General features: G+C 64.6%; 17 protein-coding genes. 3 read left to right on the top strand and 14 right to left on the bottom strand.

Annotated features, from left to right (window positions below; translation table 11 throughout):
- Positions 1-3: 3 nt before the first annotated feature.
- The 8 genes from NGJ21_RS23015 to NGJ21_RS22980 form a co-directional block, all read right to left on the bottom strand.
- The gene (locus tag NGJ21_RS23015) at positions 4-1,389 is read right to left on the bottom strand and encodes an amidase family protein (RefSeq protein WP_251962722.1); all 1,386 of its coding nucleotides are present in this window, start codon (positions 1,387-1,389) and stop codon (positions 4-6) included.
- The gene (locus NGJ21_RS23010) at positions 1,386-2,372 is read right to left on the bottom strand and encodes an AMP-binding protein (RefSeq protein ID WP_251962721.1); all 987 of its coding nucleotides are present in this window, start codon (positions 2,370-2,372) and stop codon (positions 1,386-1,388) included. Before NGJ21_RS23010 ends, NGJ21_RS23015 begins: the two co-directional genes overlap by 4 nt.
- Positions 2,369-2,653, bottom strand: coding sequence for an acyl carrier protein (locus NGJ21_RS23005; RefSeq protein WP_251962720.1), 285 nt, complete (start codon positions 2,651-2,653; stop codon positions 2,369-2,371). Before NGJ21_RS23005 ends, NGJ21_RS23010 begins: the two co-directional genes overlap by 4 nt.
- A complete protein-coding gene (locus NGJ21_RS23000; RefSeq protein WP_046786173.1) occupies positions 2,650-3,057 on the bottom strand; it encodes a hypothetical protein in 408 nt (135 codons plus the stop codon). Before NGJ21_RS23000 ends, NGJ21_RS23005 begins: the two co-directional genes overlap by 4 nt.
- Before the next feature lie 9 nt (positions 3,058-3,066).
- The gene (locus NGJ21_RS22995; protein WP_251962719.1) at positions 3,067-4,782 is read right to left on the bottom strand and encodes a prenyltransferase/squalene oxidase repeat-containing protein; all 1,716 of its coding nucleotides are present in this window, start codon (positions 4,780-4,782) and stop codon (positions 3,067-3,069) included.
- Positions 4,779-6,095 carry an AMP-binding protein gene (locus NGJ21_RS22990; RefSeq protein WP_251962718.1) on the bottom strand — a complete coding sequence of 439 codons (1,317 nt, stop codon included), beginning with the start codon at positions 6,093-6,095 and terminating at the stop codon, positions 4,779-4,781. The genes NGJ21_RS22995 and NGJ21_RS22990 overlap by 4 nt, the downstream gene beginning before the upstream one ends.
- Before the next feature lie 297 nt (positions 6,096-6,392).
- Positions 6,393-7,532 carry a glycerate kinase gene (locus tag NGJ21_RS22985; RefSeq protein WP_174141179.1) on the bottom strand — a complete coding sequence of 380 codons (1,140 nt, stop codon included), beginning with the start codon at positions 7,530-7,532 and terminating at the stop codon, positions 6,393-6,395.
- A gap of 112 nt (positions 7,533-7,644) precedes the next feature.
- The gene (locus NGJ21_RS22980; protein WP_115274760.1) at positions 7,645-8,742 is read right to left on the bottom strand and encodes a sugar diacid recognition domain-containing protein; all 1,098 of its coding nucleotides are present in this window, start codon (positions 8,740-8,742) and stop codon (positions 7,645-7,647) included.
- 215 nt (positions 8,743-8,957) lie between these two features.
- Between NGJ21_RS22980 and NGJ21_RS22975 the strand changes: the two genes are divergently transcribed.
- Together NGJ21_RS22975 and NGJ21_RS22970 are read left to right on the top strand one after the other, a co-directional pair.
- Entirely contained in the window at positions 8,958-10,478 is a 1,521-nt protein-coding gene (locus NGJ21_RS22975) for an FAD-dependent oxidoreductase (protein WP_237858478.1), read from the top strand.
- A 93-nt stretch (positions 10,479-10,571) separates the two neighbouring features.
- Positions 10,572-12,485 (top strand): sigma-54-dependent Fis family transcriptional regulator, encoded by a 1,914-nt coding sequence (locus tag NGJ21_RS22970; RefSeq protein WP_046786168.1) that lies wholly within the window; start codon positions 10,572-10,574, stop codon positions 12,483-12,485.
- Between the two features lie 85 nt (positions 12,486-12,570).
- Here the strand turns inward: NGJ21_RS22970 and aldA are convergent, their stop codons facing one another.
- Both aldA and NGJ21_RS22960 read right to left on the bottom strand, forming a co-directional pair.
- The gene (gene aldA / locus NGJ21_RS22965; protein ID WP_174141175.1) at positions 12,571-14,004 is read right to left on the bottom strand and encodes an aldehyde dehydrogenase; all 1,434 of its coding nucleotides are present in this window, start codon (positions 14,002-14,004) and stop codon (positions 12,571-12,573) included.
- 7 nt (positions 14,005-14,011) lie between these two features.
- On the bottom strand, positions 14,012-16,192 hold the full coding sequence (locus NGJ21_RS22960) for a PQQ-dependent dehydrogenase, methanol/ethanol family (RefSeq protein WP_251962717.1): 2,181 nt from the start codon (positions 16,190-16,192) through the stop codon (positions 14,012-14,014).
- A gap of 336 nt (positions 16,193-16,528) precedes the next feature.
- On the opposite strand from NGJ21_RS22960, the gene NGJ21_RS22955 reads away from it, so the two are divergent.
- Complete coding sequence (locus tag NGJ21_RS22955; protein ID WP_251962716.1) at positions 16,529-17,626, top strand: alkene reductase; 1,098 nt, start codon at positions 16,529-16,531, stop codon at positions 17,624-17,626.
- A gap of 84 nt (positions 17,627-17,710) precedes the next feature.
- On the opposite strand, the gene NGJ21_RS22950 is transcribed toward NGJ21_RS22955, so the two are convergent.
- The 4 genes from NGJ21_RS22950 to NGJ21_RS22935 form a co-directional block, all read right to left on the bottom strand.
- Entirely contained in the window at positions 17,711-18,622 is a 912-nt protein-coding gene (locus NGJ21_RS22950; protein WP_174141173.1) for a LysR family transcriptional regulator, read from the bottom strand.
- Between the two features lie 67 nt (positions 18,623-18,689).
- The gene (locus tag NGJ21_RS22945) at positions 18,690-19,391 is read right to left on the bottom strand and encodes a TraX family protein (RefSeq protein WP_046786163.1); all 702 of its coding nucleotides are present in this window, start codon (positions 19,389-19,391) and stop codon (positions 18,690-18,692) included.
- Between the two features lie 3 nt (positions 19,392-19,394).
- Complete coding sequence (locus tag NGJ21_RS22940; protein ID WP_251962715.1) at positions 19,395-20,480, bottom strand: metal-dependent hydrolase; 1,086 nt, start codon at positions 20,478-20,480, stop codon at positions 19,395-19,397.
- 95 nt (positions 20,481-20,575) lie between these two features.
- Entirely contained in the window at positions 20,576-21,826 is a 1,251-nt protein-coding gene (locus NGJ21_RS22935; protein WP_204918005.1) for an OprD family porin, read from the bottom strand.
- Between the last annotated feature and the right edge of the window lie 42 nt (positions 21,827-21,868).

The following is a 21,868-nucleotide window of genomic DNA, read 5'->3' as shown; positions in this document are numbered from 1 at the left end:
TCCTTACACCTGAAGACGACGGGTTGGAAGCAGGCCGGTCAGGGCCTGCAGGCGCTTGGCGATATCCAGCAACTGCCGCTCGCTGTCACGCCGGCCCATGATCTGCACGGCAAGCGGCGCCTTGCCGTCGGCGCTCAGGCAAATCGGCACGGTAATGGCCGGCAGGCCGCTGAAACTGGCCAGCGGAGTGAAGCTGATCTTCTGCTCATAACCTTCGTCTGCGGGCGAAGGGATGGTCGAGTCCCCTGGCTGCGGGTTGCGCCGGTCGAATGGCCGGTTAGGGTCCATGGGGAATACCACGAAATCCACTTGGGCGTTGTCGAACCAGGCCTCGATACCGGAACGGATCTTGTCCATGCGCTGGTGGATGCGCCGGTAGTCAGCGTCGCTGACGCCCTCACCCACTTTCAGGGCGCTGAGTGTCGACCAATGCAGCTCGCAGTCGAAGCGCCGGGCCCAGGCAGCCGAGGCCAGCCACGCATCCCGTGCGCACAGCTGCCAGGCGTCGCCACGGCAGGCCCACAGGTCCGGCATGGCAACCTCAGCGGGCGCCATGCCCAGGTCTGCCAGTGCGCTGCGTGCCTGGCCCAGCATGTCGAGCATGGCCGCACTGGTCAGCGCCGGGTCCAGCGCGTGCTCCAGCATGGCGACCCGATAGCGCTCTTTGAGTGGCTGTTGCTGGCCGAGCAGTGGCTCCAGGCCCAGCAACGGGAACAGCAGGTCGAGGTCATCGGCGCTGCGGGCGACCCAGCCCAGTGCGTCCATGCGCGGTGACAGCGGAAACACCCCGGCCAGGCTCTCGGCCTTCTGGGTCATGCGCAGGCCGACCATGCCGCAGTGCGAGGCCGGCCAGCGCACCGAGCCGAGTACATCGGTGCCCAACGAGATATCGCAGAGCCCTGCCGCCACCGACACCGCCGAACCGGTACTGGAACCAGACGGATCGATGCTCGGGAAGCGCGGGTTACGGCACCCGGCGCCAAAGGCAATGTTCAGCTCGGTAGTGGCGACCTTGCAGGTCAGGGCGATGCGCGGGTCGAGGAAGGTCAGCGCCTCGGCGCTGCGCTGGGGGTAGTGGCGGTAGCTGAGCAAGCCCAGGCGGGTCGGCAAGCCTTGCACGTCGACAGTGTCCTTCACCCCCAGGCGGTACCACGGTGCCTCGACCTCACGGGTGCTGGTCAGGCAGCGGTAGTGGCTGTCGGCATGCACGGACCATTGTGCGTACTGCGCTGCCCAGTCTGCGGCCATGGCGGGGTTGCGCTGCAGTATTTCATGGCGTTTGCGCAGGCTCAGACCGAGGTATTCGGGCTGCTCGCGGCCGTGGGTGGCGTCGGCGCCGCAGTTGCTGAGGTAGTGGGCGATGGCATCTTGGGTGTCAACGTGGTTCATGGGGTGTATTCCTTGACAGAAGTGGAAGCCGCCCACGGCAGAGGCTTGCCGGTGGCGGACAAAGGCAGGTCGGTGACACGGCGTACCGCAACCGGCCATGGATGGCCTGGCGGTAGTTGGCGAAATGCCTCCAACACCGCGTGCTCGGTGAGGGTGTCGCAGCTGTACAGCACCTCGAACGCTTCGCCGCGCAGCGCATCGGCCACGGCAACGCAGGCCAGCTTGGGGCAATCCAGGCGTTGAGCTAGATCACTTGCCAAACGGGCCAGGTCGACGCGCAGCCCATTGACCTTGATCAGGCTGCTGGCCCGCCCCAGCCACTGGAAGCGCTGTTCGTCCAACACCAATACCTGGTCATCGCAGCAATGCGTGGCTGCTGCGTGTGCCTGGCACGGCTGGCGGGCGATGCGCGGGCTGGCCACGTGCAGCGCACAGGGCTGGCCCGGGGGGCTGAGCAGGGTCACATCGCTCAGCAGGGTCCAGGGCTGCTCTGCATCCCTGTGAGCGTCCAGCTCGCGGTAAGCCATGGCCCCGGTTTCGGTGGAACCGAGCAGTTCGACGAAACGCACCTGTGGCCCGGCATGGCGCTGCACCGTGGCCAGAGCCCCCGGCGGCAGCAACGAGGCGCTGTGCACCACCAGTACCGCACGCCGGGCGCTCAGCCGGGCCAGCAGCGCCGGCAGCACGCGCCAGGTACTGGCAATGGCGAGAATCACGCACGGACCGTCCCCGTCGAGCGTTGGCATGCGTTGCTGCTCCAGCGAGCAGGCGTGCAACTGGGCGTTCAAAACCCGCGACCCGACCTCGCCAAGGATCATGCCGTAGCTGTGGCTGACCGGCGCGAACGAGAAAATCTCCCGAGCATCGGGCGCCCAACGGCCGAGAATCAGGGCCGCCTCGTGCTCCATCTGCACCTGGCTACGCAGCCATTGCCGGGGCGCACCGGTTGAGCCGGAGGTGGTAAACAGATGCTCGGCGTTCACTCGGTGGCCTGCAGGGTCAGTTGATCTTCCAGTTTTTGCCCGACGAATTGCTCCATCTTTTCCAGGGTTTCGAACCAGAAGCGCACATCATCGCTGAGGTAGTCCACTTCGATGTCGAAGCAGCCCTCGATGGCGGTGATCACTTCCACAGCCATGAGGCTGTCGAAGCGTTCGCCGAGAAAGTCACGGAAACTGTCGCGTTTGTCGATGGCATCGACGTGCTCGCCAAGCAGCTGGCCGAGGGTGTGGCGGATACGCTGTTCAATGCTGAGGTCGTTCACGAGCCGGTCTTTCCTTGTTGATGGGCAGCGTTGGTCAATTCCGCTCCGGCACTGAAGAACACGTGCTCGGGCAGGATCGGGTCGAAGTGCAGGTAGATGAAGGCATTGGGGTAATGCGTGCGCAGGCAGCCGTGCAGGCCTTCAGCCAGCGCCTGGTGAGCCTGCCGGTCGCGGGCCTGTGACAGGGTGATGCGCACATGGAACTGCGCCGGTGCGCCGTCGCGGTCGGCAACGGGCATCGGCATGCCGGCGCTGAACACACTGGCCTCAGGTAACGGGTTAAAGAACACCATGCAATGGGCGGTGTCGGCGCCCAGTTGCTTGAGCTGGCGGGTAAAGGCCAGCGCCAGGCGCTTGCGCTCCAGCGCTTGCAGCGGTGCACAACAAACAGTGAGGGTGGGCATGGCGGCTCCTTACGACAACTGCAAGCTGGGCAGCTGCTTACGCTGGCCTTGGGCAAAGGCGTCGAGCAGGCGGCCCAGGCAGGTGGACAACGCATCAACCCCTTGCAAGAACAAGGGTGACCAGGCATGGCCGGCAGCGCCGCGCACCTTGTCGAGGAAAAAGCGCAGGTGGGCAAGGTCCACAGGCAGGCCCAGGTCGGCAGCCAGTGCCACGGCCTGGTAGGTGCTGAGCAGGTCGGGAATGCGCTGCCCCTGGTTGGCGAAGCCGCCCTGGCGCACTTTGTGCGCGGCCAGTAACCGGGCGGCAGCCTCAGTGACGTCGTTGCCGATATGGGCCAGGCAGCCCAGGGCCTGCAACCCCGCGCGCAGTGACACTTCGCCACGGGGGAACGTTGCGTAGCCATGAGCTTGCTGGCAGCTGGCGACGTAGCGTTCGATGGCCGCCAAGTCCACGCCGCAGTCATCGCCCAATTGCCGCAAGATCGACACGGCTGATGCGGTGGACACCATGTCAGAGCCGCGCCCCTCCCAGAAACCGAAGCCGCCGTCAGGGTTCTGCAGCGAGGCCAGCCATCGGCCGATCGCCTGGCGGGGCCCTGGCTGGCCATCGAAGGCGCCTGCTGCAAGGCCCCAATTGGTGCAACGCACCTCGGCACCACGGCCGGGCATGTACATGATCCCAGGCTCGTTGGGCATTTGGCAGCCTTCGATCCAGCGCAGGGCCGCACCGCGCTGCTGCGGCGCCAGGCATTCGCCCAGCACCGCGGCCGCAGTAGTCAGCACGTCGGCGGCGGTATCTGCCCGGCGATAGGAATAGCCGCCTTGGGGCATCGATAACGTGGCGATGAACGCAGCCACGCCGTCGGCCAGATGCGCCACCGGCTCTCCCAGTGCCTTGAGCGAACCCACTGCGCAGAATGCCGCCCAGACGTCCTCACCGTCATAACCGGCCCAGCGCACGAAGGCACCGGTCGGACCGCGCAAGGCATCGATCCATTCAGCGCAGCGCTGACGGCCCAGCGGTTGCGCCTGCAATGCCGCAAGGCTTGCGGTGGCGCGATAGGTCGCCCACAGGCACGGCACAGCCGCCGCTTCGCTGAAGCGGAAGCCACCGCAATCCATCTGCTGTGCCTGCAGCCAGCCGATCAGGCGTGGCAGGTTCCATTGCGGCGCCGGCAAGCCCTGGCGAGCCAGCGCTCGCGCAGCCATCACGCCGTAGAAGCAGGCACGGGTGTCGGCCAGGTTGCGTCGGGCGAAATCCGCCGACCAGCTCAGGCCACCATTGGCACACTGCAACCCCTCGAGCCAGGCATACAGGGGCTCGGTGTCCCGCACCTGGCCATGGCACACTTCGATCAAGGTGCGCAGCGCATAGTGGCTGGCCCACACGTCCGCCGTCTGGCCCGGGCACATGGCATAGGCGTCGCCATCGAACAGCGTAGCGATCCAGGCCGCTGTTTCGTCGCACTGTTCAACGCCAACGCCCAGGTCGTGCAGGGTTTCGGTGCAATAAAACGTGGCCCAGGCATCGGAGGGCATCCCCTTGCTCCAGGCAAAGCCGCCATCGCGGTTGCGCCGAGACAGGATGTAGGCCTGTAATACCGGTACATCAACCTGCTCAAGGCGCCCAACCCAGGCCAGGCTGCGTATGGCCGCATAGGTGCACCACAAGTCCGGTTGGCCGTTGCCCAGGCCCTGCCCCAGAGGGAATCGTGGCGGCGTCATTGCTGGCCACCGACAAAGCGCAGGTTGGTCTTCTTCCAGCTCTTTTGCGACCCGCCACTCTTGTTCAGCGCCGACAGGTTGTTGACGAACAGTACGCGGCTCCAGCGCAGCCCCATGTGCTGCTCGCAGCGCTCCAGCAAATGCGCTTGCAGGCGCGCTTCCTGGCTGCTGTCCCAGACGACGTCACGCTCGAGGATAAGCGCGGCGCTGTCGGCCTGGCGGTCCACTTCGATGACATAACCTGTGGCATCGCAACTGCCGTACACCAACTCCTCGACTGCGCGGATCTCAAGGCCTACGCCAGCCACGCGGACGCTATCGCTGTCACGCCCGTTGATCAGCAAGGCCGGGCTGACCTGGCCTGGCTGCCAAGACGAGGTGATGGTCACGCTGTCACCGGTGTCCAGACGCAACAGCGGGCGTGCATACAGGTTGAGCGGCGTAACGACGAGGCGGCCCGTGAGCCCCTCGGCCGGGGTGACCAGCTTGCCGTCGGGCAACAGCAGTTCGAAATAGTTGGTGGCAGTGGCCAGGCGCATCTGCACGTCCTGGCCCACTGCGGCCAACGTGCCGGTTTCGGTACTGCCGTAGCTGGCATCGAAAACATCGCATTGCCACCAGCGCGCCAGGCGTTCACGCAACGGCTGGGTGTTGACCTCGCCTAGCAGCATGATCGAGCGCACCGACTTGGCGAAGCTGTGCAGCAATTCGCGCTGTTTCAGGTAGCGGGTCAGTTGCACCAGCACACCGGGGGCAATGAACAGGACCGTAGGCCGATACGTGTCGAAGGTGTTGCACACCCGCTCCCAGTCGGTAATACCGGTGGTGAAGGGATAGAGGCGCACGTGGGAAACGTCCAGGTACTCGCAGACGTTGGCGATCAGGTCGCCCACCGGCACGATGTCCGATGGCATCAGGTTGGCCACCCGCGAACCCGGGCGCAGCACTGCCCGCCAATGGCTGGCGACACTGACAGCATTCCAGATGATGTCTTCTTTCAAACGCGGGGTCGGGGTCGGCTCGCCAGTCGTGCCGGTGGTGGCGTAATACTTGGCCGCCTCGCCCAGTTCCACCGTGCAGAACTCGAGCGGCTGGCCTTTGAGCAATGCCTTGGCGGTTACAGGCAACTGCTGGAAGGCCGGGAAACTGTAAGGACCTATGTTTGCGTAATGGGCGCTGTGTTGTGCTCGCGTCCAAATTGCTTGCAACTTGCGTTCATAAAATGCGGCGTCGGGGACATGCCCCGCCTGCAGCTGAAGCTCGCGTTCCGCGGCCTTCAGCACGCCGTAATCCTGGTCGCTGTGAACTAACATCGACTCGCCCTCTCGAATAAACAGCGCAGAGAATTGGCGAGCGTCCGGCTCAAGTAAAATACTTATTTGAAACCGCCGGTGATAGTCACGAGGTATTATTCAGCAACTTCAGCGGGTAAAACCTGATCAGCAAGTGCGATTTTTCCGAGCGCTATTCATTCCTCGCGCCGTGGATCCGGTGGGATATCAGACAAAGATGTTTTGGGTATTTCCGGGGCATGCCACGGGCTTTTTTCAGCAACCTTGAGACCGAGCGCCGCACACGCGGCGCATCGCCATGGGTTTGCCGCAGACGCTTCAGCGCCCGTGGGCGCAACGCCATACCCGCGCAACATCACTGGCCCGGGCCCGCAACAAGTGCGCGGCATCGGCGCAGGCCTGCTCCAGGGTCATCGGCCCGCTGGCCAGGGCGAATGCCGCATCGATACCGTGCGCATACAGCTGCTGATAGCCTTCACCCAAGGTGCCCGCCAGCACCACCACCGGCACCCCATGGCGCTTGGCGACACGCGCCACACCCATCGGCGTCTTGCCCCGCAGGGTCTGGGCATCGAAGCGGCCCTCACCGGTAATCACAAGGTCGGCACCTTTCACCAACGCATCGAGGCCGGCCAACTCCGCCACCACTTCCACGCCCGGGCGGAACTGCGCCCCCATGAAGGCTTTGGCCGCGAACCCCATGCCGCCGGCCGCACCACACCCTGGCTGTTCCCGAACATCTTGGCCCAACACCTGCGCACAATGGTCGGCAAAGTGGCCCAGCGCTTGGTCCAGGGCCTGGACCTGCTCGGGGCTGGCACCCTTTTGTGGCCCGAAGATCGCCGAAGCGCCATTGGGCCCACACAGGGGGTTGTCGACGTCGGCCGCCACTTCGACCTGAACCTGCGCCAGGCGCGGGTCAAGGCCGCTGGCATCGATACGTGCCAGCCCGGCCAGGGCCAGGCCGCCCTCTTCCAGTGGCTGGCCATCGGTGTCCAGCAAACGCAGCCCAAGGGCACGCAGCATGCCGCTGCCGCCATCGTTGGTAGCACTGCCGCCGATTGCCAAAACGATGCGCTGTGCCCCTGCGCTGAGCGCGGCGTCGATCAGTTCGCCGGTGCCCCAGGTGCTGCTGCGGCAGGCATCACGCTGCGCACTAGGCACCAGTTGGATACCACTGGCCTGGGCCATCTCGATGATCGCTGTGCGGCTTTCGGCCAGCCAGCCCCAACCGGCCTGCACCCACTGGCCGAGCGGCCCGCGAACGGTCTGCCGGCGCAGTTCGCCGTGGCTGGCAGCGACAATCGCCTGCATGGTGCCTTCGCCACCATCGGCCATGGGGCACTCGAGCAGCTCAGCGGTCGGCAGCGCCTCGGCCAGGCCGGCGGCGATGGCACGGGCGACACCGGCAGCATCAAGGCTGTCCTTGAACGAATCGGGGGCGATGACGATTTTCATGGGGATTCTCCTGTCCAGATGGCCGCATGCTGACAGTTGGCCGGCGTCGGGGCCTCGGTCGGATGCACAAACCGGCCGACAGGTTGTTTGGGCAAATGCCTTTTTGCCCAGGTCAATCCGCTGGCAACAGCTGCAACCCCAGATACAGGCTCAACATGCCCTCCAGGCGCAACGGGTCGACCTCGCCCAGCTCGGCAATGCGCTCCAGGCGGTAGCGCAGGCTGTTGCGGTGAATCCCCAGGGCATCGGCGCAGGCCTGGCTCTGGCCATCATGCGCGCACCAGGCACGCAGGGTGGCGAGCAACTGCCCGCTGGCATCCTTGGCACGCACGCGGTGCAGCGGCTCAAGCAGCTCATCCAGCGCATCTTCATTGCGGTGGCGCCACAACAACGCCGGCAGACGGTAACGCGCAAGGCTCAACAGCTGCTCGCCTGGCAACACTTCGCGGCCATAGGCGAGCAGGTCACGAACCCGCCGGTAACCGCGGCGCAACTGCTCAAGGCTCTGCGCCGGGCTACCCAGCGCCATGCGCTGGATCTGCCAGCCGCTGCGCTGCACGCGCTCGAGCAGGCGCACCTCATCCAGCGCCACCCCGGCCGGGCGGCACCACAGCAAGGAATCGCGTGCCGGGCTCACGCACCAACTGTCCGGGTAACGGCTCATCAACCAGGCAGCCAAGGCCTCGGCCGCCGGGCCGGCACGCAGTTCGAACAAACACGGCACCCGTGGCAACTGCGGCTTCAGGCCCAGTTGCTGCGCTTCGTCCAGCAGCCGCGGCGAGTCGCCCGTACCACCGAGCAGCAACGCCAGCAGGTCATCACAACGCTGGCGCCGCCATTGCTGTTCAACCTGCAAATGGCGCTGGGCCAGCAGCATTTCAGCGGTCATGCGCACCAGTTCGCCGTAGGTGCGCAGTTGCTGCGGGTCACCCGTCAGCCCCAGCACGCCGATCAGCCGCCCATCGAGCATCAGCGGCAGGTTGACCCCCGGCTGCACGCCTTTGAGGCACTTGGCGGCGTCTGCATCCAGCTCGACGATCCGGCCATTGGCCAATACCAGCTGCGCACCTTCGTGGCGGGTGTTGATGCGCCCTGGCTCACCACTGCCCAGGATCAGCCCCTGGCTGTCCATGACATTGACATTGCACGGCAGAATGGCCATTGCCCGATCGACAATATCCTGCGCCAGGTCATGGTCCAGTTCGAACATTCGGTGGTCCTTGAGGGTATTGGGTTTTGGTCGCGAGCAGGCGCGGCACAGGCGACCTTGGCGCAAGAAGCCCGATCATGGCACACGGCTCTATCGCTGACCAAGGCCGAACACGCCCCTCATGAAGCATGGCGCTCCTTCCGGCCGTCAGATCACTGCATCACCCTGTCATCCCAGGCGTCAAATGGTTCCAAGGCCCCCTTTGGAGAATATTCATGACTCAGCACGCCGTGGCTCGCCTCGAGCAACTCGACCCCAAGCGCCCCCTTCGCGTACAAGCCGGCAGCGAAGAAGTGATCCTGATTCGCAGCGCCGGGCAGGTCCGCGCCTATCAGGCCAATTGCCCGCACGCCGGAGCGCCGCTGGAAGAGGGCGTGGTATGCAACGGCCTGCTGGTCTGCCCCTGGCACAAGGCCGCTTTCGCCGTTGACGAAGGCGTGGTTTGCGAGCCGCCGGCCCTGGCAGACCTGCGCCGTTACCGCGCATGGGTCAAGGATGGCGAAATCTGGGTCGATGACCAGCCTCTGCCGCACCCCGAGCCACCGCGTCACAGCGATGCGCGCTGCTTCGTCGTCATCGGCGCCGGTGCCGCAGGCTCGGCGGCGGTTGCCACGCTGCTGGCCCATGGGTTCGGCGGTCGCCTGGTGTGGCTCGACCAGGAGCGGCAACCGGCGTATGACCGTACTGCACTGAGCAAATTCGTGATTGCCGGCGAAATGCCGCCTGACGAAGTGCCAGCGCTGCTTGACGCTGACCAGTTGCGCACAGGCCAACTGGAACGGCGCTCGGGCAAGGTGCGCCTGCTGGATGCCAAAAAGCGCCAGATCACCCTCGCCGACGGCCAGCGTATCGATTATGACGCAGCCTTATTGGCCACTGGCGGCAAGCCGCAACGCCCTGACCTGCCCGGTGCAAGCCTGGCAGGCATCGTGACGCTGCGCTCGCGCGAAGATGCGGCGCGCCTGCTCGATGCCGCCGAACCCGGCCAGCCCGTGGTGATCGTCGGTGACGGGTTCATCGGCCTGGAGGCTGCATCGGCATTGCACACGTACGGCGCACAGGTCCACGTGGTGACCCGCCACGAGGTTCCGTTACGCATGCAGTTGGGTGAACGCATTGGCCGCTCGATTCGTGCGCTGCATGAGCGCGAGGGCGTGATGTTCCATGGCCCGACCGACGTCGAGCGGTTCATCGGTGCGCAACACGTCGAAGCCGTGCTGCTGAGCAATGGCGATAAGATCGAAACATCACTGGTCTTGCTCGGCACCGGCGTCACGCCGGCCACTGCCTTCGTGCAGGGCGTGCAATTGGCCGAGGACCACTCCATAGCGGTCGACGCCGAGCTGCAGGCCGCCGACCGGCTGTGGGCGGCCGGTGATATCGCGACCTTCCCCCTCACCGGCCGCCCGGTGCGCATCGAGCACTGGCGCCTGGCCCAGCAACACGGTGTCATAGCTGCCGCCAACATGCTGGGCGAGCAACGCCGGTATGAAGACGTGCCGTTCTTCTGGACTTATCAGCATGGGCGTACCTATGAAGTACTGGGGCATGCGCGCGGCTGGGACCGCATCGAGTTTGTCGGGGCGCCGGAGCAAGGCGATTTCATTGCCTTGCAATGTGCAGGTGAGCGGGTGGAGGCTGTGATCGCCAAAGGCTATTCGGATGCCATGGCGCAGTTGTCGCAGCGTATGAAGCGGTCACTGAGCCTGGCTCAGGCGCTTGAGTTGATCGGCTGAACGCATTCACCCCGCACCAGGCCGGCTGCCGATCATGCAAAAATCAGCTATGGTTTTCTCCACCTCAAATAACAAGAATTTCGTGGAGCGCCCATGGCCGCGCACACCGCCTCACCCCATGCCAGTGAGCTGGCCGCATTCGTCGATTGCCATTTCGCCGAACGTGGCCTGATGCCCGAGCCTGTGATCGCCGAATCCTGGTACCGCAGCATCAACCAGCATCACCTGGACCCTGAACTGCGCCACGTCGACAATATCCTCAGCGCCGCCGAAATCCGCCAGCACCAGGCCCAGCATGAGGCCTACCTGGCCATCGCCAGCCAGGGTGTCAGCGGCCTGGCGCGGCGCGTAGTGGATGCAGGCTTCGCCGTGCTGCTCAGTGACGCCGAGGGTATTACCCTCGATTCCCGCTTGCCGGCCGACCCGCAACGCTATACCCGTTCCGGGCTGATCGTTGGCGCGCGCTGGGACGAGTCGGTGGCCGGCACCAACGGCATCGGCACCGCTCTGGCTAGCCGGCAGGCCCTGACCATCCACCGTCAGGAGCACTTCCTGGCAGCCAACGCCCGCCTGAGCTGCTCGGTGTCGCCGATCTTCGATGCCCACAATCAACTGCTCGGTTGCCTGAATGCCACCTGCCTGTACAACGACGGTCCCAAGCAAGCACAGCACCTGACCTTGCAGTTGGTGACCCTGTACGCACGGCTGATCGAGAACAGCCATTTCCGCGAGCGCTTTCGCGACCGCCTGACCCTGGCGCTGAAACCGCGTGACGAGTTCTCGGACCTGGCGGCCGAGCAGTTGCTTGCGCTGGATGAAGGTGGCCGGGTGATCGGTGCCAATCGGGCGGCCTTCCTTGCGCACAGCGGCAAGTTGCTGGGGGCGCCTGTCGAGCAACTGCTGCACGCCGATATCGACCAACTGCTCGACCTCACCCGTGGCGGCGCCCGCGGTACCCAGTTGCGCGCCCATGCTCAAGCGCTTTTGCTGGACGTCGGCCTGCGCGTCCCCGCCGGCTATCGCCCGCTGCCGGCTGTACCGCCGATGCCCGCACGGGCTCGCCACCCCGGCCTCGAACAATTGGCAGGCCAGGACGCGCAACTGCAACAAAGCGTGCGTCGGCTGCGCAAGGTGCTGGACAAGGACATCGCCATCCTCCTCGACGGCGAAACCGGTACCGGCAAGGAAGCTTTCGCCCGCGCCCTGCACCAGGCCAGCCAGCGCCATGCCAAGCCGTTCGTGGCGCTCAATTGCGCAGCGATACCCGAGTCATTGATCGAAAGCGAACTGTTCGGCTACCGCGCCGGCAGTTTCACGGGTGCCAGCCGCAAAGGCATGAAGGGCAAGCTGGAGCACGCCAATGGCGGCACACTGTTTCTCGATGAAATCGGTGATATGCCTGCACACCTGCAAACGCGCCTGCTACGGGTGCTGGCCGAACGTGAACTGGTGCCACTGGGTGCAGAAACGCCAGTGGCGCTTGATATCCAGGTGATATCGGCGACGCACCAGGACCTGCAGGCCATGATTGGCGAAAAGCGTTTTCGCGAAGACCTTTACTATCGCCTGTGCGGGATGCGCATGAGGTTACCGGCCCTGCGTGAGCGCAGCGACCGCCGCGAGCTGATCGATGCGCTGCTCTCTGGCTTGTCGGCCGGGTCGGGGTTGCGTTTGAGCGCCGAGGCGCATCGTTGCCTGCTGGGCCATGCGTGGCCGGGGAATGTGCGCCAACTGCTCAACGCCCTGCGCCAGGCGGTAGCGCTGGCCGAGGGCGGTGTGATCGAACTGGCCGACTTGCCCCAGGAGTTGCTGGACGGTGCAGCGCCTGCCCAGCCTGCAGCGCTCGAGCAACAGGTGGAAGACCTTCAGGCGCGGCATTTGCTGGAGGTCTTGAAGCGTGAGCACTGGAACATGAGCGCAGCGGCGCAGGCGTTGGGCATTTCGCGCTCGACGCTGTACCGCAAGATGAAGCGGTACGCGATCGTGCAGCCAAACCTGTTGGGGTGACCGGTGCGCCCCTATCGCCGGCAGGCCGGTGCCATGCACCCCAGCGTCTGCATCGCCGGCAAGACGGGGACGCTGGGGTGAAGACTTACCCCTGGATGTACACCACCTGGGTGCGCGTGTACTCATACAGCCCATGCTTGCCATCCGCCCCGCCGATGCCGGACTTGCGCGCACCGGCGTGGAAGCCCTGCATGGCTTCGAAGTTCTCGCGGTTGATGTAGGTCTCGCCAAAGTCGATCTCGCGGCAAGCCTTCAGCGCTGCATTCAGGTCGCGGGTATAGAGCGATGAGGTCAGCCCATACTCACTGTCATTGGCCAAGGCAATCGCTTCGTCCAGATCGTCGACCACCTGGATCGGCAATACCGGTCCGAAGATCTCCTTGCGCATGATCTCCATGTCCGCAGCACAGCCGGCGAGCACAGTCGGCTGATAATGGAACCCGGCGCCGAGGTCGGCGACCTGCCCCCCGGTCACCAACTGGGCGCCCTGCCCTACGGCCGTGCGCACCATCTGCGCCACCTTGTCGAGGCCGGCCTGGTTGATCAGCGGCCCCATGTCCAGATCGGCCTGGCGCGAGGGGTCGCCATAGCGGATGGCCGCCATGGCCTGGCCTACCTTGTCGACGAAGGCGTCGGCCACCTTGCGCTCCACATACACCCGTTCGGCACAGTTGCAGACCTGGCCGGTGTTGATCACGCGCGAGGCGACGATGGCTTTCACCGCAAGGTCCAGGTCGGCGTCAGCCAGCACGATCGCCGGGGCCTTGCCGCCCAGTTCGAGGTTGAGCTTGGTAATGTTCGGTGCGGCCGCGGCCATGATCCGCGCGCCGGTAGCCACGCTGCCGGTGAAGCTCACCAGGTCGACACCAGCATGGCTCGACAGCCCGTGACCAACGCTCGCCCCTTTGCCACCCACCACGTTGAACACGCCTGCGGGCAAGTCTGTCTCGGCCACCAACTGGGCGAACGCGTAGCAATTGATGGGGGTTTCCTCACTGGGCTTGATCACGATGGTATTGCCGGTGAGCAGCGCCGGCGCCATCTTGCGTGCGATGAGGAAGAACGGGAAGTTCCACGGCAGAATCCCCGCCACCACGCCCAGTGGCTTGCGCATCAGGAAGATGTGTTCGTGGGCGCGGTCGCTGCTGAGTACCTCGCCCTCCAGGCGGCGCGCCCATTCGGCCATATAGTCAAGGTAGTCAGCGGTAAAGTTGACCTCGACCTGGGCCAGCGCCGGCACCTTGCCGCCCTCCTGGGTAATGATCCGCGCCAGGCGGTCGGCATTGGCCCGCACCTTGCTGGCGATCTGGCGCAAGTAGCCTGCCCGTTCAATGGCTGTCTTCGCCGCCCAGCCCTTTTGCGCCTTGCGTGCTGCTGCGATGGCGCGCTCCACCTGTTCGGCCGGTGTTTCTGGCACCCGCCCGAGCAACTGGGCGTTGGCCGGGTTGTAGACCTCGATCAGTGCCTCGCTGGGTACAAACGCGTTGTCGATGAAGTTCTGGTAGGTCGTGTCTGTCATGCTCGTGTCACTCCTGTGGTGTGTTGTCGGCCAGGGGCGGCTGGGCGACGGGCTTGGCGCTGAACCGCTGCCACGCATCGCCTTCGGCCTTCAAGTCATGGGCGCGCTTGATCAGGTACTGGTGCACCTGCTCGACCTGCTCGGGTTTGAGGTTGTCGGCGAACGAAGGCATGCCATCGGGTACCCTGCCGCCATAGAGGATGCCGAGGAACATCTGGTGCTTTTCGGCAGTGAGCTTGCGCAGGTCGGGCAGCACACCACCACTGACGGCGTGGATACCGTGGCATTGCGAGCAGTTGCCGTCATACAGGGCGGCCCCGGCAGCGACCGTTTGCGCATCGGCGGTCAACGCGGGCGGCTCCGGTGCGTCGGCCGGTGGCGCCGGCTCACGCAACTTGGCGGTACCGCCGATCTTGTAGGTCAGCACCTGGGCGAACGGCTGCACCCCGGCGCGCAGCGACAGCGCCCCGGCAAAGGTGGAAAACGCCCCGCCCCAGCCGGCCATGAACGTCACGTACTGCTCGCCGTCCACCGAATAGGTGATCGGGGCAGCCATCACGCCGCTGGCGGCGGGCGACTCCCAGAGCTTTTTGCCCGAATCGGCGGCATAGGCGATCACACGGCCATCGGCGCTGCCTTCGAACACCAGGTTGCCGCCAGTGCTCAGGGTGCCGCCGTTGAAGATGGTGATGTACGGCACCTCCCACGCCGGCGCCTGCTTGACCGGGTCCCAGGCGATCAGCTTGCCCGACCAGCTCTTGGCCATGTCCAGCAGGCCTTCGGCGCCTTCAGGCATCATGCCGGTGCGCAGCCCCAGCTGGTAGACGCTCTTGAACGGGTTGCGCTTGGGCGCCTCGGGGATGTGCTCGTAGTAGGCCGACATGATATGCGCCGGGATGTACACCAGCCCCGTGTCGGGGTTGTAGGACATTGGGTGCCAATCATGGGCGCCCCAGAACGCCGGGGTCACCAGCTTGCGCTTGCCGTCCTTCCAGTAGGCCGCCGCCTCATCGTCGATGATCGGCCGCCCGGTCTTCATGTCGATGCCTTTGGCCCAGTTCACCGGCACGATGTTCTTCGCCGACAGCAGCTCGCCGGTGGCACGGTCCAGCACATAGAAGAAGCCGTTTTTCGGCGCCTGCATCAGCACTTTGCGCGGTTTGCCGTCAATGGGCAGCTCGGCCAGGATCATGTGCTGGGTGGCGGTGAAGTCCCAGGCATCGCCTGGCGTGGTCTGGTAGTGCCAGGCGTATTCGCCGGTGTCGGCATTGACCGCGACGATCGAGGAAAGGAACAGGTTGTCGCCCTTGGCCTGGCTGCGCCATTTCGGGTCCCACATCGAGCCATTGCCCACGCCGATATACAACAGGTTGAGTTCCGGGTCGTAGGCGAACGAATCCCAGGCCGTACCGCCGCCACCCCACTCGACATACGCGTCGCCGTGCCAGGTCTTGCTGGCGATCTCCATGGCTTTGTTCTCGGGCGGCAGCTTGGGGTCGCCCGGCACGGTGAAGAAGCGCCAGGCCTGTTTGCCGGTTTCGGCGTCATACGCAGTCACGTAGCCGCGCACACCGAATTCGGCACCGCCATTGCCGATGATCACCTTGCCGTTGACCACCCGCGGCGCCCCGGTGATGGTATAGCTGCGTTTGTCGTCATCGCGGGTGTCCACCGACCACACGCGCTTGCCAGTCTTGGCATCGATCGCCTCCAGGCGCCCATCGAGCACACCCACATAGACCTTGCCCTGCCACACCGCCACCCCTCGGTTGACCGCGTCACAACAGGCCTCACCGGCGCGGTGGCGGTCAGACTGCGGATCGTACTTCCACAGCAGCGTGCCATTGCGCGCGTCCAGGGCGTACACCACCGAAAACGGCCCGGTGGTGTACATCACCCCGTCAACCACGATCGGTGTAGCCTCCACGCCACGGTCAAGGTCGAGCTTGTAGCTCCAGGCAAGGCCGAGCTGGTTGACGTTGCCCTGGTTGATCGCCTTGAGCGGGCTGTAGCGCTGCTCGTCGTAGGTACGGCCGTGGCTCATCCAGTTGCCGGGTTCCTTGTCGGCCTCGATGATGCGCTGGCCGTCGACTTCGGCGGCGAAGGCAGGTGCGCTGCACGCCAGGCTCAAGGCCAGGCAGCTCAGCAAGTGCGGCAGAGGCCGACGGTGCGGGCCTGTTCGATTCATGCTCGGTTCTCCGTTCTTGTTATGGACACCGCATCAGGCGTCGGAACACACAGAGCAACGGCTGTGCCATTGGCACAATGAGCTTGCCAAACCGCCATGCCAGAGCGGTTCGACGCTGCACTGCCGGCAATCGCCAGGCAGCACGGACTGGCGCAACGATGAAACAGCTGCTGCAGACATGACACAGGTGTGCCAGCCGCTCCCTCGGCCCAGAAAAGTGTGTTGACCTGCGTGATCAAAGCCATTGGGGAGCCTGCCGCCGGGGTGCCGGTCCCCCCATTCCCCAATCATCCCGGTATCGTGCGCGCCATTGGTTCTTTCACCTTCGGAGCGGCAATGAAACTCTTCCAACCCTTGCAGATCGGCCCACTGACGTTGCCCAACCGCGTGTTCATGGCGCCCCTCACCCGCCTGCGCAGCCTGGAGCCTGGGGATGTACCCACCCCGATGATGGCCGAGTACTACGCCCAGCGTGCCAGTGCAGGCCTGATCATTACCGAGGCTACGCAAATCTCCTTCCAGGCCAAGGGCTACTCGGGTTCACCAGGCATTCACACCGCCGAGCAGATTGCCGCGTGGCGCCTGGTAAACGAAGGCATTCATGCTGCAGGCGGCCACAGCGCGGTGCAGGTCTGGCACACCGGCCGTGTTTCGCACACGACCTTGCAGCCTGGTGGCCAGGCGCCAGTGGCGCCCTGCGCCCTACCTGCCAATGCCCGTACCACGTTGCGTGACGAGCAAGGCAACCTGCTGCGCACTGAGACCTCCGTACCGCGTGCCCTGAGCGAGGAAGAGATCGCCGACATCGTCGCCGATTTCGGCCAGGCAGCGGTCAATGCTCGCGAGGCCGACTTCGACTTCATCGAATTGCATGCCGCTCACGGCTATCTGTTGCACCAGTTCCTCACCCCCAGCGCCAACCAGCGCGAGGACCGTTATGGCGGCAGTGTCGAGAACCGCGCCCGTATTGTGCTCGAAGCGGTGGATGCCGCCATTGCCGGTTGGAGCGCCGAGCGCGTGGGTATCCGCATTTTCCCGTTGGGCGGTTTCAATGGCGTGGACAATGGCGAAGATCAAGAGGCAGCAGGGCTGTACCTGATCAAGGAACTGGCCAAGCGCAACCTGGCCTACCTGCACCTGTCCGAGCCGGACTGGGCTGGTGGCAAGCCGCTGCGCGATACGTTCCGTGAGGCTATTCGGGCAGCTTACCCAGGGGTAATCATTGCCGCAGGTGCCTATACCGCAGAGAAAGGCGAAGACCTGATCGGGCGTGGGTTGATCGATGCCGTGGCGTTCGGGCGCAGCTTCATCGCCAACCCGGACCTGGTGGAACGCCTGCGGGTTCAGGCGCCACTGAATGAGCATCGGCCACAGTTCGACTATGCAAACGGGCCTGAGGGGTATACGGATTACCCGTTCCTGAAACAGGCTTGATGGCATGAGGGGCCCCGCGCCTACAGGCTCGAAGCTGTAGGCGCGCCAGGGCTGAACCCGGCTTCAGGGGCCTGACATTCACAATCACTGCTCCCAGGGCACTCCGTGCTCCCAACTCGCCACCAGCAGGTCGATGAACCCCCGTACTCGCGGAGACAGGTGGCGTTTGCTCGGGTACACCACGCGAATAGGGTCGGCCGGTGGCCTGTAGGCGTGCAACACCTCCACCAGCGTGCCCGCGCGCAGGTCCTCCCCGGTGATGTAGGTGGGCAGGTGAATCAGCCCGAACCCTGCCCGTGCGCCATCGAGCATGGCTTCGGAGCTGTCGATATTGAGCCGCCCGGGCTCCTCGCACAGGTGCAGGCCCTCTGGCGTGTGAAAGCGCCAGGGCATGGATTTTTCCCCTGTCAGGAAGGCAATCTTGTCATGCCCGTACAGGTCTGCAGGCACCTGCGGCACCCCGTGCTGGCGCAAATATTCCGGCGAAGCGCAGGTAACGAACTGCTGCCAGGCCACAGTGCGAGTGAGCAACTGTGAGTCTTCCTTGGGTGCGCCGATCCGTACGGCTACGTCCACGCCCTCCTCGACCAGATCGACGAAACGGTCGGTAAAACGAATGTCGGCGCGCAGTTCCGGCCATTGCTTGAGGTAAGCATCGAGGACCGGCAACACATGCCGCTGGCCCAACGACAGCGGGCCGGTCAGGCGCAGCGTGCCGGTGGGCTTGCCACGCCGCTGGGCCATGGTGCTTTCCACCTCGTCCAGGTCATCGAGAATCTGCCGCCAGCGCTCATACGCCACCAAACCCTCATCGGTCAGGCTCAATTTGCGCGTGGTACGGTTGAGCAGGCGTACCGCCATACGCGCCTCCAGGCGCGCGATGCTCTTGCCCACGGCTGAACGGGTCAGCCCCAGGCTCGCCGCTGCAGCGGTAAAACTGCCCGCCTTCGCCGCACTGACGAAAGCGGTGATGTCGCCGAAGCGGTTGGGTTCCATGTCAGGTTCCTGCGGATACTGAAGACCCGCTTAAATGGGTGCGTATTGCAGTATTGCAAGGGCCTCGTTACAGCATCCACTGCAGTGCCTTGATGACCAGCAAGTGCAACGGGTAGAACAGATACCCCCAGCGCCCCACCGCAGGCACAGGCCAGTGGTCGTGGCGCAGCAACATGCACCCGACAGGTATGGCCAGGGCCGCAGCGGCCATGGTCAGCAAAGTGACCGGTGCCAGCAGGTGCTCGAACAACCAGCTGTTGGTCAGGTTGCCTGCCACAGCCAACAGGCACGGCAGCAGCCAGGCCACTCCCCCTCGGCTGCGAGCCATCAGCCAGGCCGCAGGCAGCAGTACGCCGGGCAACCCGTACATCAGTTGCGCGCTGCACCCGGTTGCAATCAGCACGGCGCCAAGGCCGATTAGCCGCGCTGACGCCGGGGGGTGGTGCACAGCCCAGGCCACCAGCAGCCCCAAGGTCAGAGTGGGGATCACGCTGAAGGTCTGGGTAGCAGGGTCCAGCCAACGATAGGGCCCTTCAGACAGCACCATGAAAGCCAGCATCCAGCCCAGGTAGCGCAGGTTGGCACGGGTAAACAGCCGGCCCGGTGTGCTGCGCCCGACATTCACTGCGATCGCCAGGCAGAACAATGGGAAGGCCAGGCGACCGACAATGAACAGCCCCTCGGCAGCCGGCCAGAGGAAACGTACGTGGTCGGCAACCATGGTTACGATGGCCGTCCACTTGACCAGGTCCAACCCCGCTGAGCGCACGCCTCAGCGCCCGGGGCCGTCGGCCTGATGCAGGTATTGGGTGGTCCAGGCGGCCAATGGCAACGGTGGTTGCTGGTCGAGGATGCGGCGCCAGATCAGCGTCAGATCGTGGCGGTTGAACATCCCACCGACCCCGCTGCCCCGCCACACGCTTGGCGTGTGGGCAATCCAGTGACCCTGCCCATCGCGATGGGCCATGTTGAAGCGGAAGGTGTAGTTGCCGGGAATACCCATGCGCAGGTCGGTCACGACAAGCGCGCCGTCCACCTCGTCATAGCGTAACCAGTCATCGGTAAACCAGCGCAGGCGCTGCAGCAGGGGGGCATCGACCAATGCGGTGGCAAGCTGCAGGTTACGCGGCAGGCGCTGCATTTCCGGTGGCGCACGGTCGAAAACACTACTGACGCCTTCGTAATAATCGCCATCCGGGGTCTTGGCCAGCACGCGCCAGACCAGGCTGTTGAACGCGATCGGTACCGCGCGCACCTCGTTTGCGACAATCCCCTGCTGCTTGAGGGCAGCCTGGAAACGCTGCTCGGCGGCCATGCGGCCGGCCAGGCCGAACCCCAGGTAAGCCGTGCTGAACACCAGGGCCAGGCTCATCAGGCGCAACGCCTTGCCGCTCACGCCCCTGATAGCGGCGTAGAGCACGGCCGCCAGCAGCGGCACGGTGTAGACCGGGTCAATGATGAACACGCTGGCCCAGCTTTGCGGGGTGAACTGCAACGGCCAGAACAGCTGCGTGCCGTATACCGTGAATGAATCAAGGATCGGGTGGGTCACCAGTACCAGCCAGAACGCCAGGAACAGCCTGGGCAAGGTGTAGCCTTTGTCAGGCCAGCGCGTGCGGCCCAGCCGGTTGACCAGCCAGGCGAGCAACAGGGCCAGGCCGGTCAGCACGAAGATCGAGTGGGAGAAGCCGCGGTGGTAGGTCATTTGCGACACCGGGTCGGCGTAGCGGATGACCACGTCCAGGTCCGGCACGGTGCCCAGTGCGGCGCCGTAGATCAACGAGCGGCGGCCCTGGATACGGCCAAGCACTGTGCCTTGCAGCGCGGCGCCGAGTACGGCTTGGGTAATGGAGTCCAAGGGAAGGTTTCCTGAGTGGGCAATACAGGAAACCTAACCCTGCGAACCCCGGTGATGCAATTGCTGCTGTGTGACAACGCGTGGCCGGTACGGGCTTAGAACAGCTGCCAGGTGTACACCAGGATCAACCGGTTTTCATCGATATCGCTACGGTAATTGGACCGCGCCATGGCATTCCTCACCCGTATTCCCAGCCCTTTGAGCACACCGCTCTGCACCGCATAACCCAGATCGATATCACGTTCGCGATCCTTGCCCTCGTACCCTTGGCCGGTATCGACGTTGTTACCGGTGAGGTAGCGCACCGTCGCCGTCAGCCCCGGGATGCCCATGGCTGCGAAGTTGTAGTCATAGCGCAGCTGATAGGAGCGCTCATCGGTGTAGGCAAACTCATACGTCGGCACCTCATTGCCCAGCGGCGAAATGTTGGCGAACACCCGAGGGAACGGACTGTCGCCGTACATCGCCTGGTACCCCGCGTGGAAGCTGTGCCCCCCTCGCCTAGCAGTGAGCAGCGAAAAGAATGCCTGGTTGTCGATGGTGCCCAGCAACGCATCACCTTGCTCGCGGGCGGTGAAATAGCCCAGGTTGGCACTGAGCACCCAGTCCCCTAGCGGCTTGCTGTGCTTGAACCCGACAAAGCCCTGGGCGTAAACGTCTTGCAGTTGCCCGTACCAGAGGCTGGCGCTGCTCTGGTTGCCGTTGAACGCGTAGTCGCCCCCGACATAGTTGAATGCGTCGCTCTCGACCTGGCGCTGGGGCACATGGCCGAGCATGGCGTTCATCTTGCCGTCGCCGCCTTCGTTACGCAGGTGCGAGCCGGTGAGGTGCCCGGCCTGCACCGTCAGGCCGTCCAGTTCGGACGTGCTGAGGCTCACGCCCTGGTAAGTGGGCGGCAACAGCCGGATATCGCTGAAAGTCAGCACCGGCAGGTTGGGCTGCAGTTCACCGACGCGCAATTCGGTTTTGGATACCCGTGCCTTGAACGTAGGTGCCAGGCGGCTGTATTCGTCGGCGGCCCTGCCATCACCGTGCACTGGCAGCAGCCCTGTATTGGCCCGGTCAGGGCTGCTGTCGAGCTTGATGCCCAGCACGCCCAGCGCGTCGACCCCAACGCCTACGGTACCTGGCGTGTAGCCAGACTTGAAGTCAAGGATGAAGCCCTGCGCCCACTCCTGGGCCTTGGACTGCTGATTGGCGCCGACGATGTCGGAAAAGTCACGGCTGAAGTAGTAGTTGCGGGCGCTGAGGCTGGCTTTGGCATCCTCGAAGAAACCGCCTTCGGCGGCGGATAACGGTTGGCTGAGCAGGGTCAGCCCGATGGCGACGCAAGGGGTTTGGTTCATTCCGAAGCTCTCTTGATCTTGTTGTTATGGGTAAAGCGTTGG

The sequence above is a fragment of the Pseudomonas sp. Marseille-Q5299 genome, from assembly GCF_943737035.1.
In the GTDB taxonomy this organism is placed as follows: Bacteria; Pseudomonadota; Gammaproteobacteria; order Pseudomonadales; family Pseudomonadaceae; genus Aquipseudomonas; species Aquipseudomonas putida_E.
Note: the sequence above shows the minus strand (reverse complement) of the source record. Positions and strands in the feature narration are given on the sequence as shown.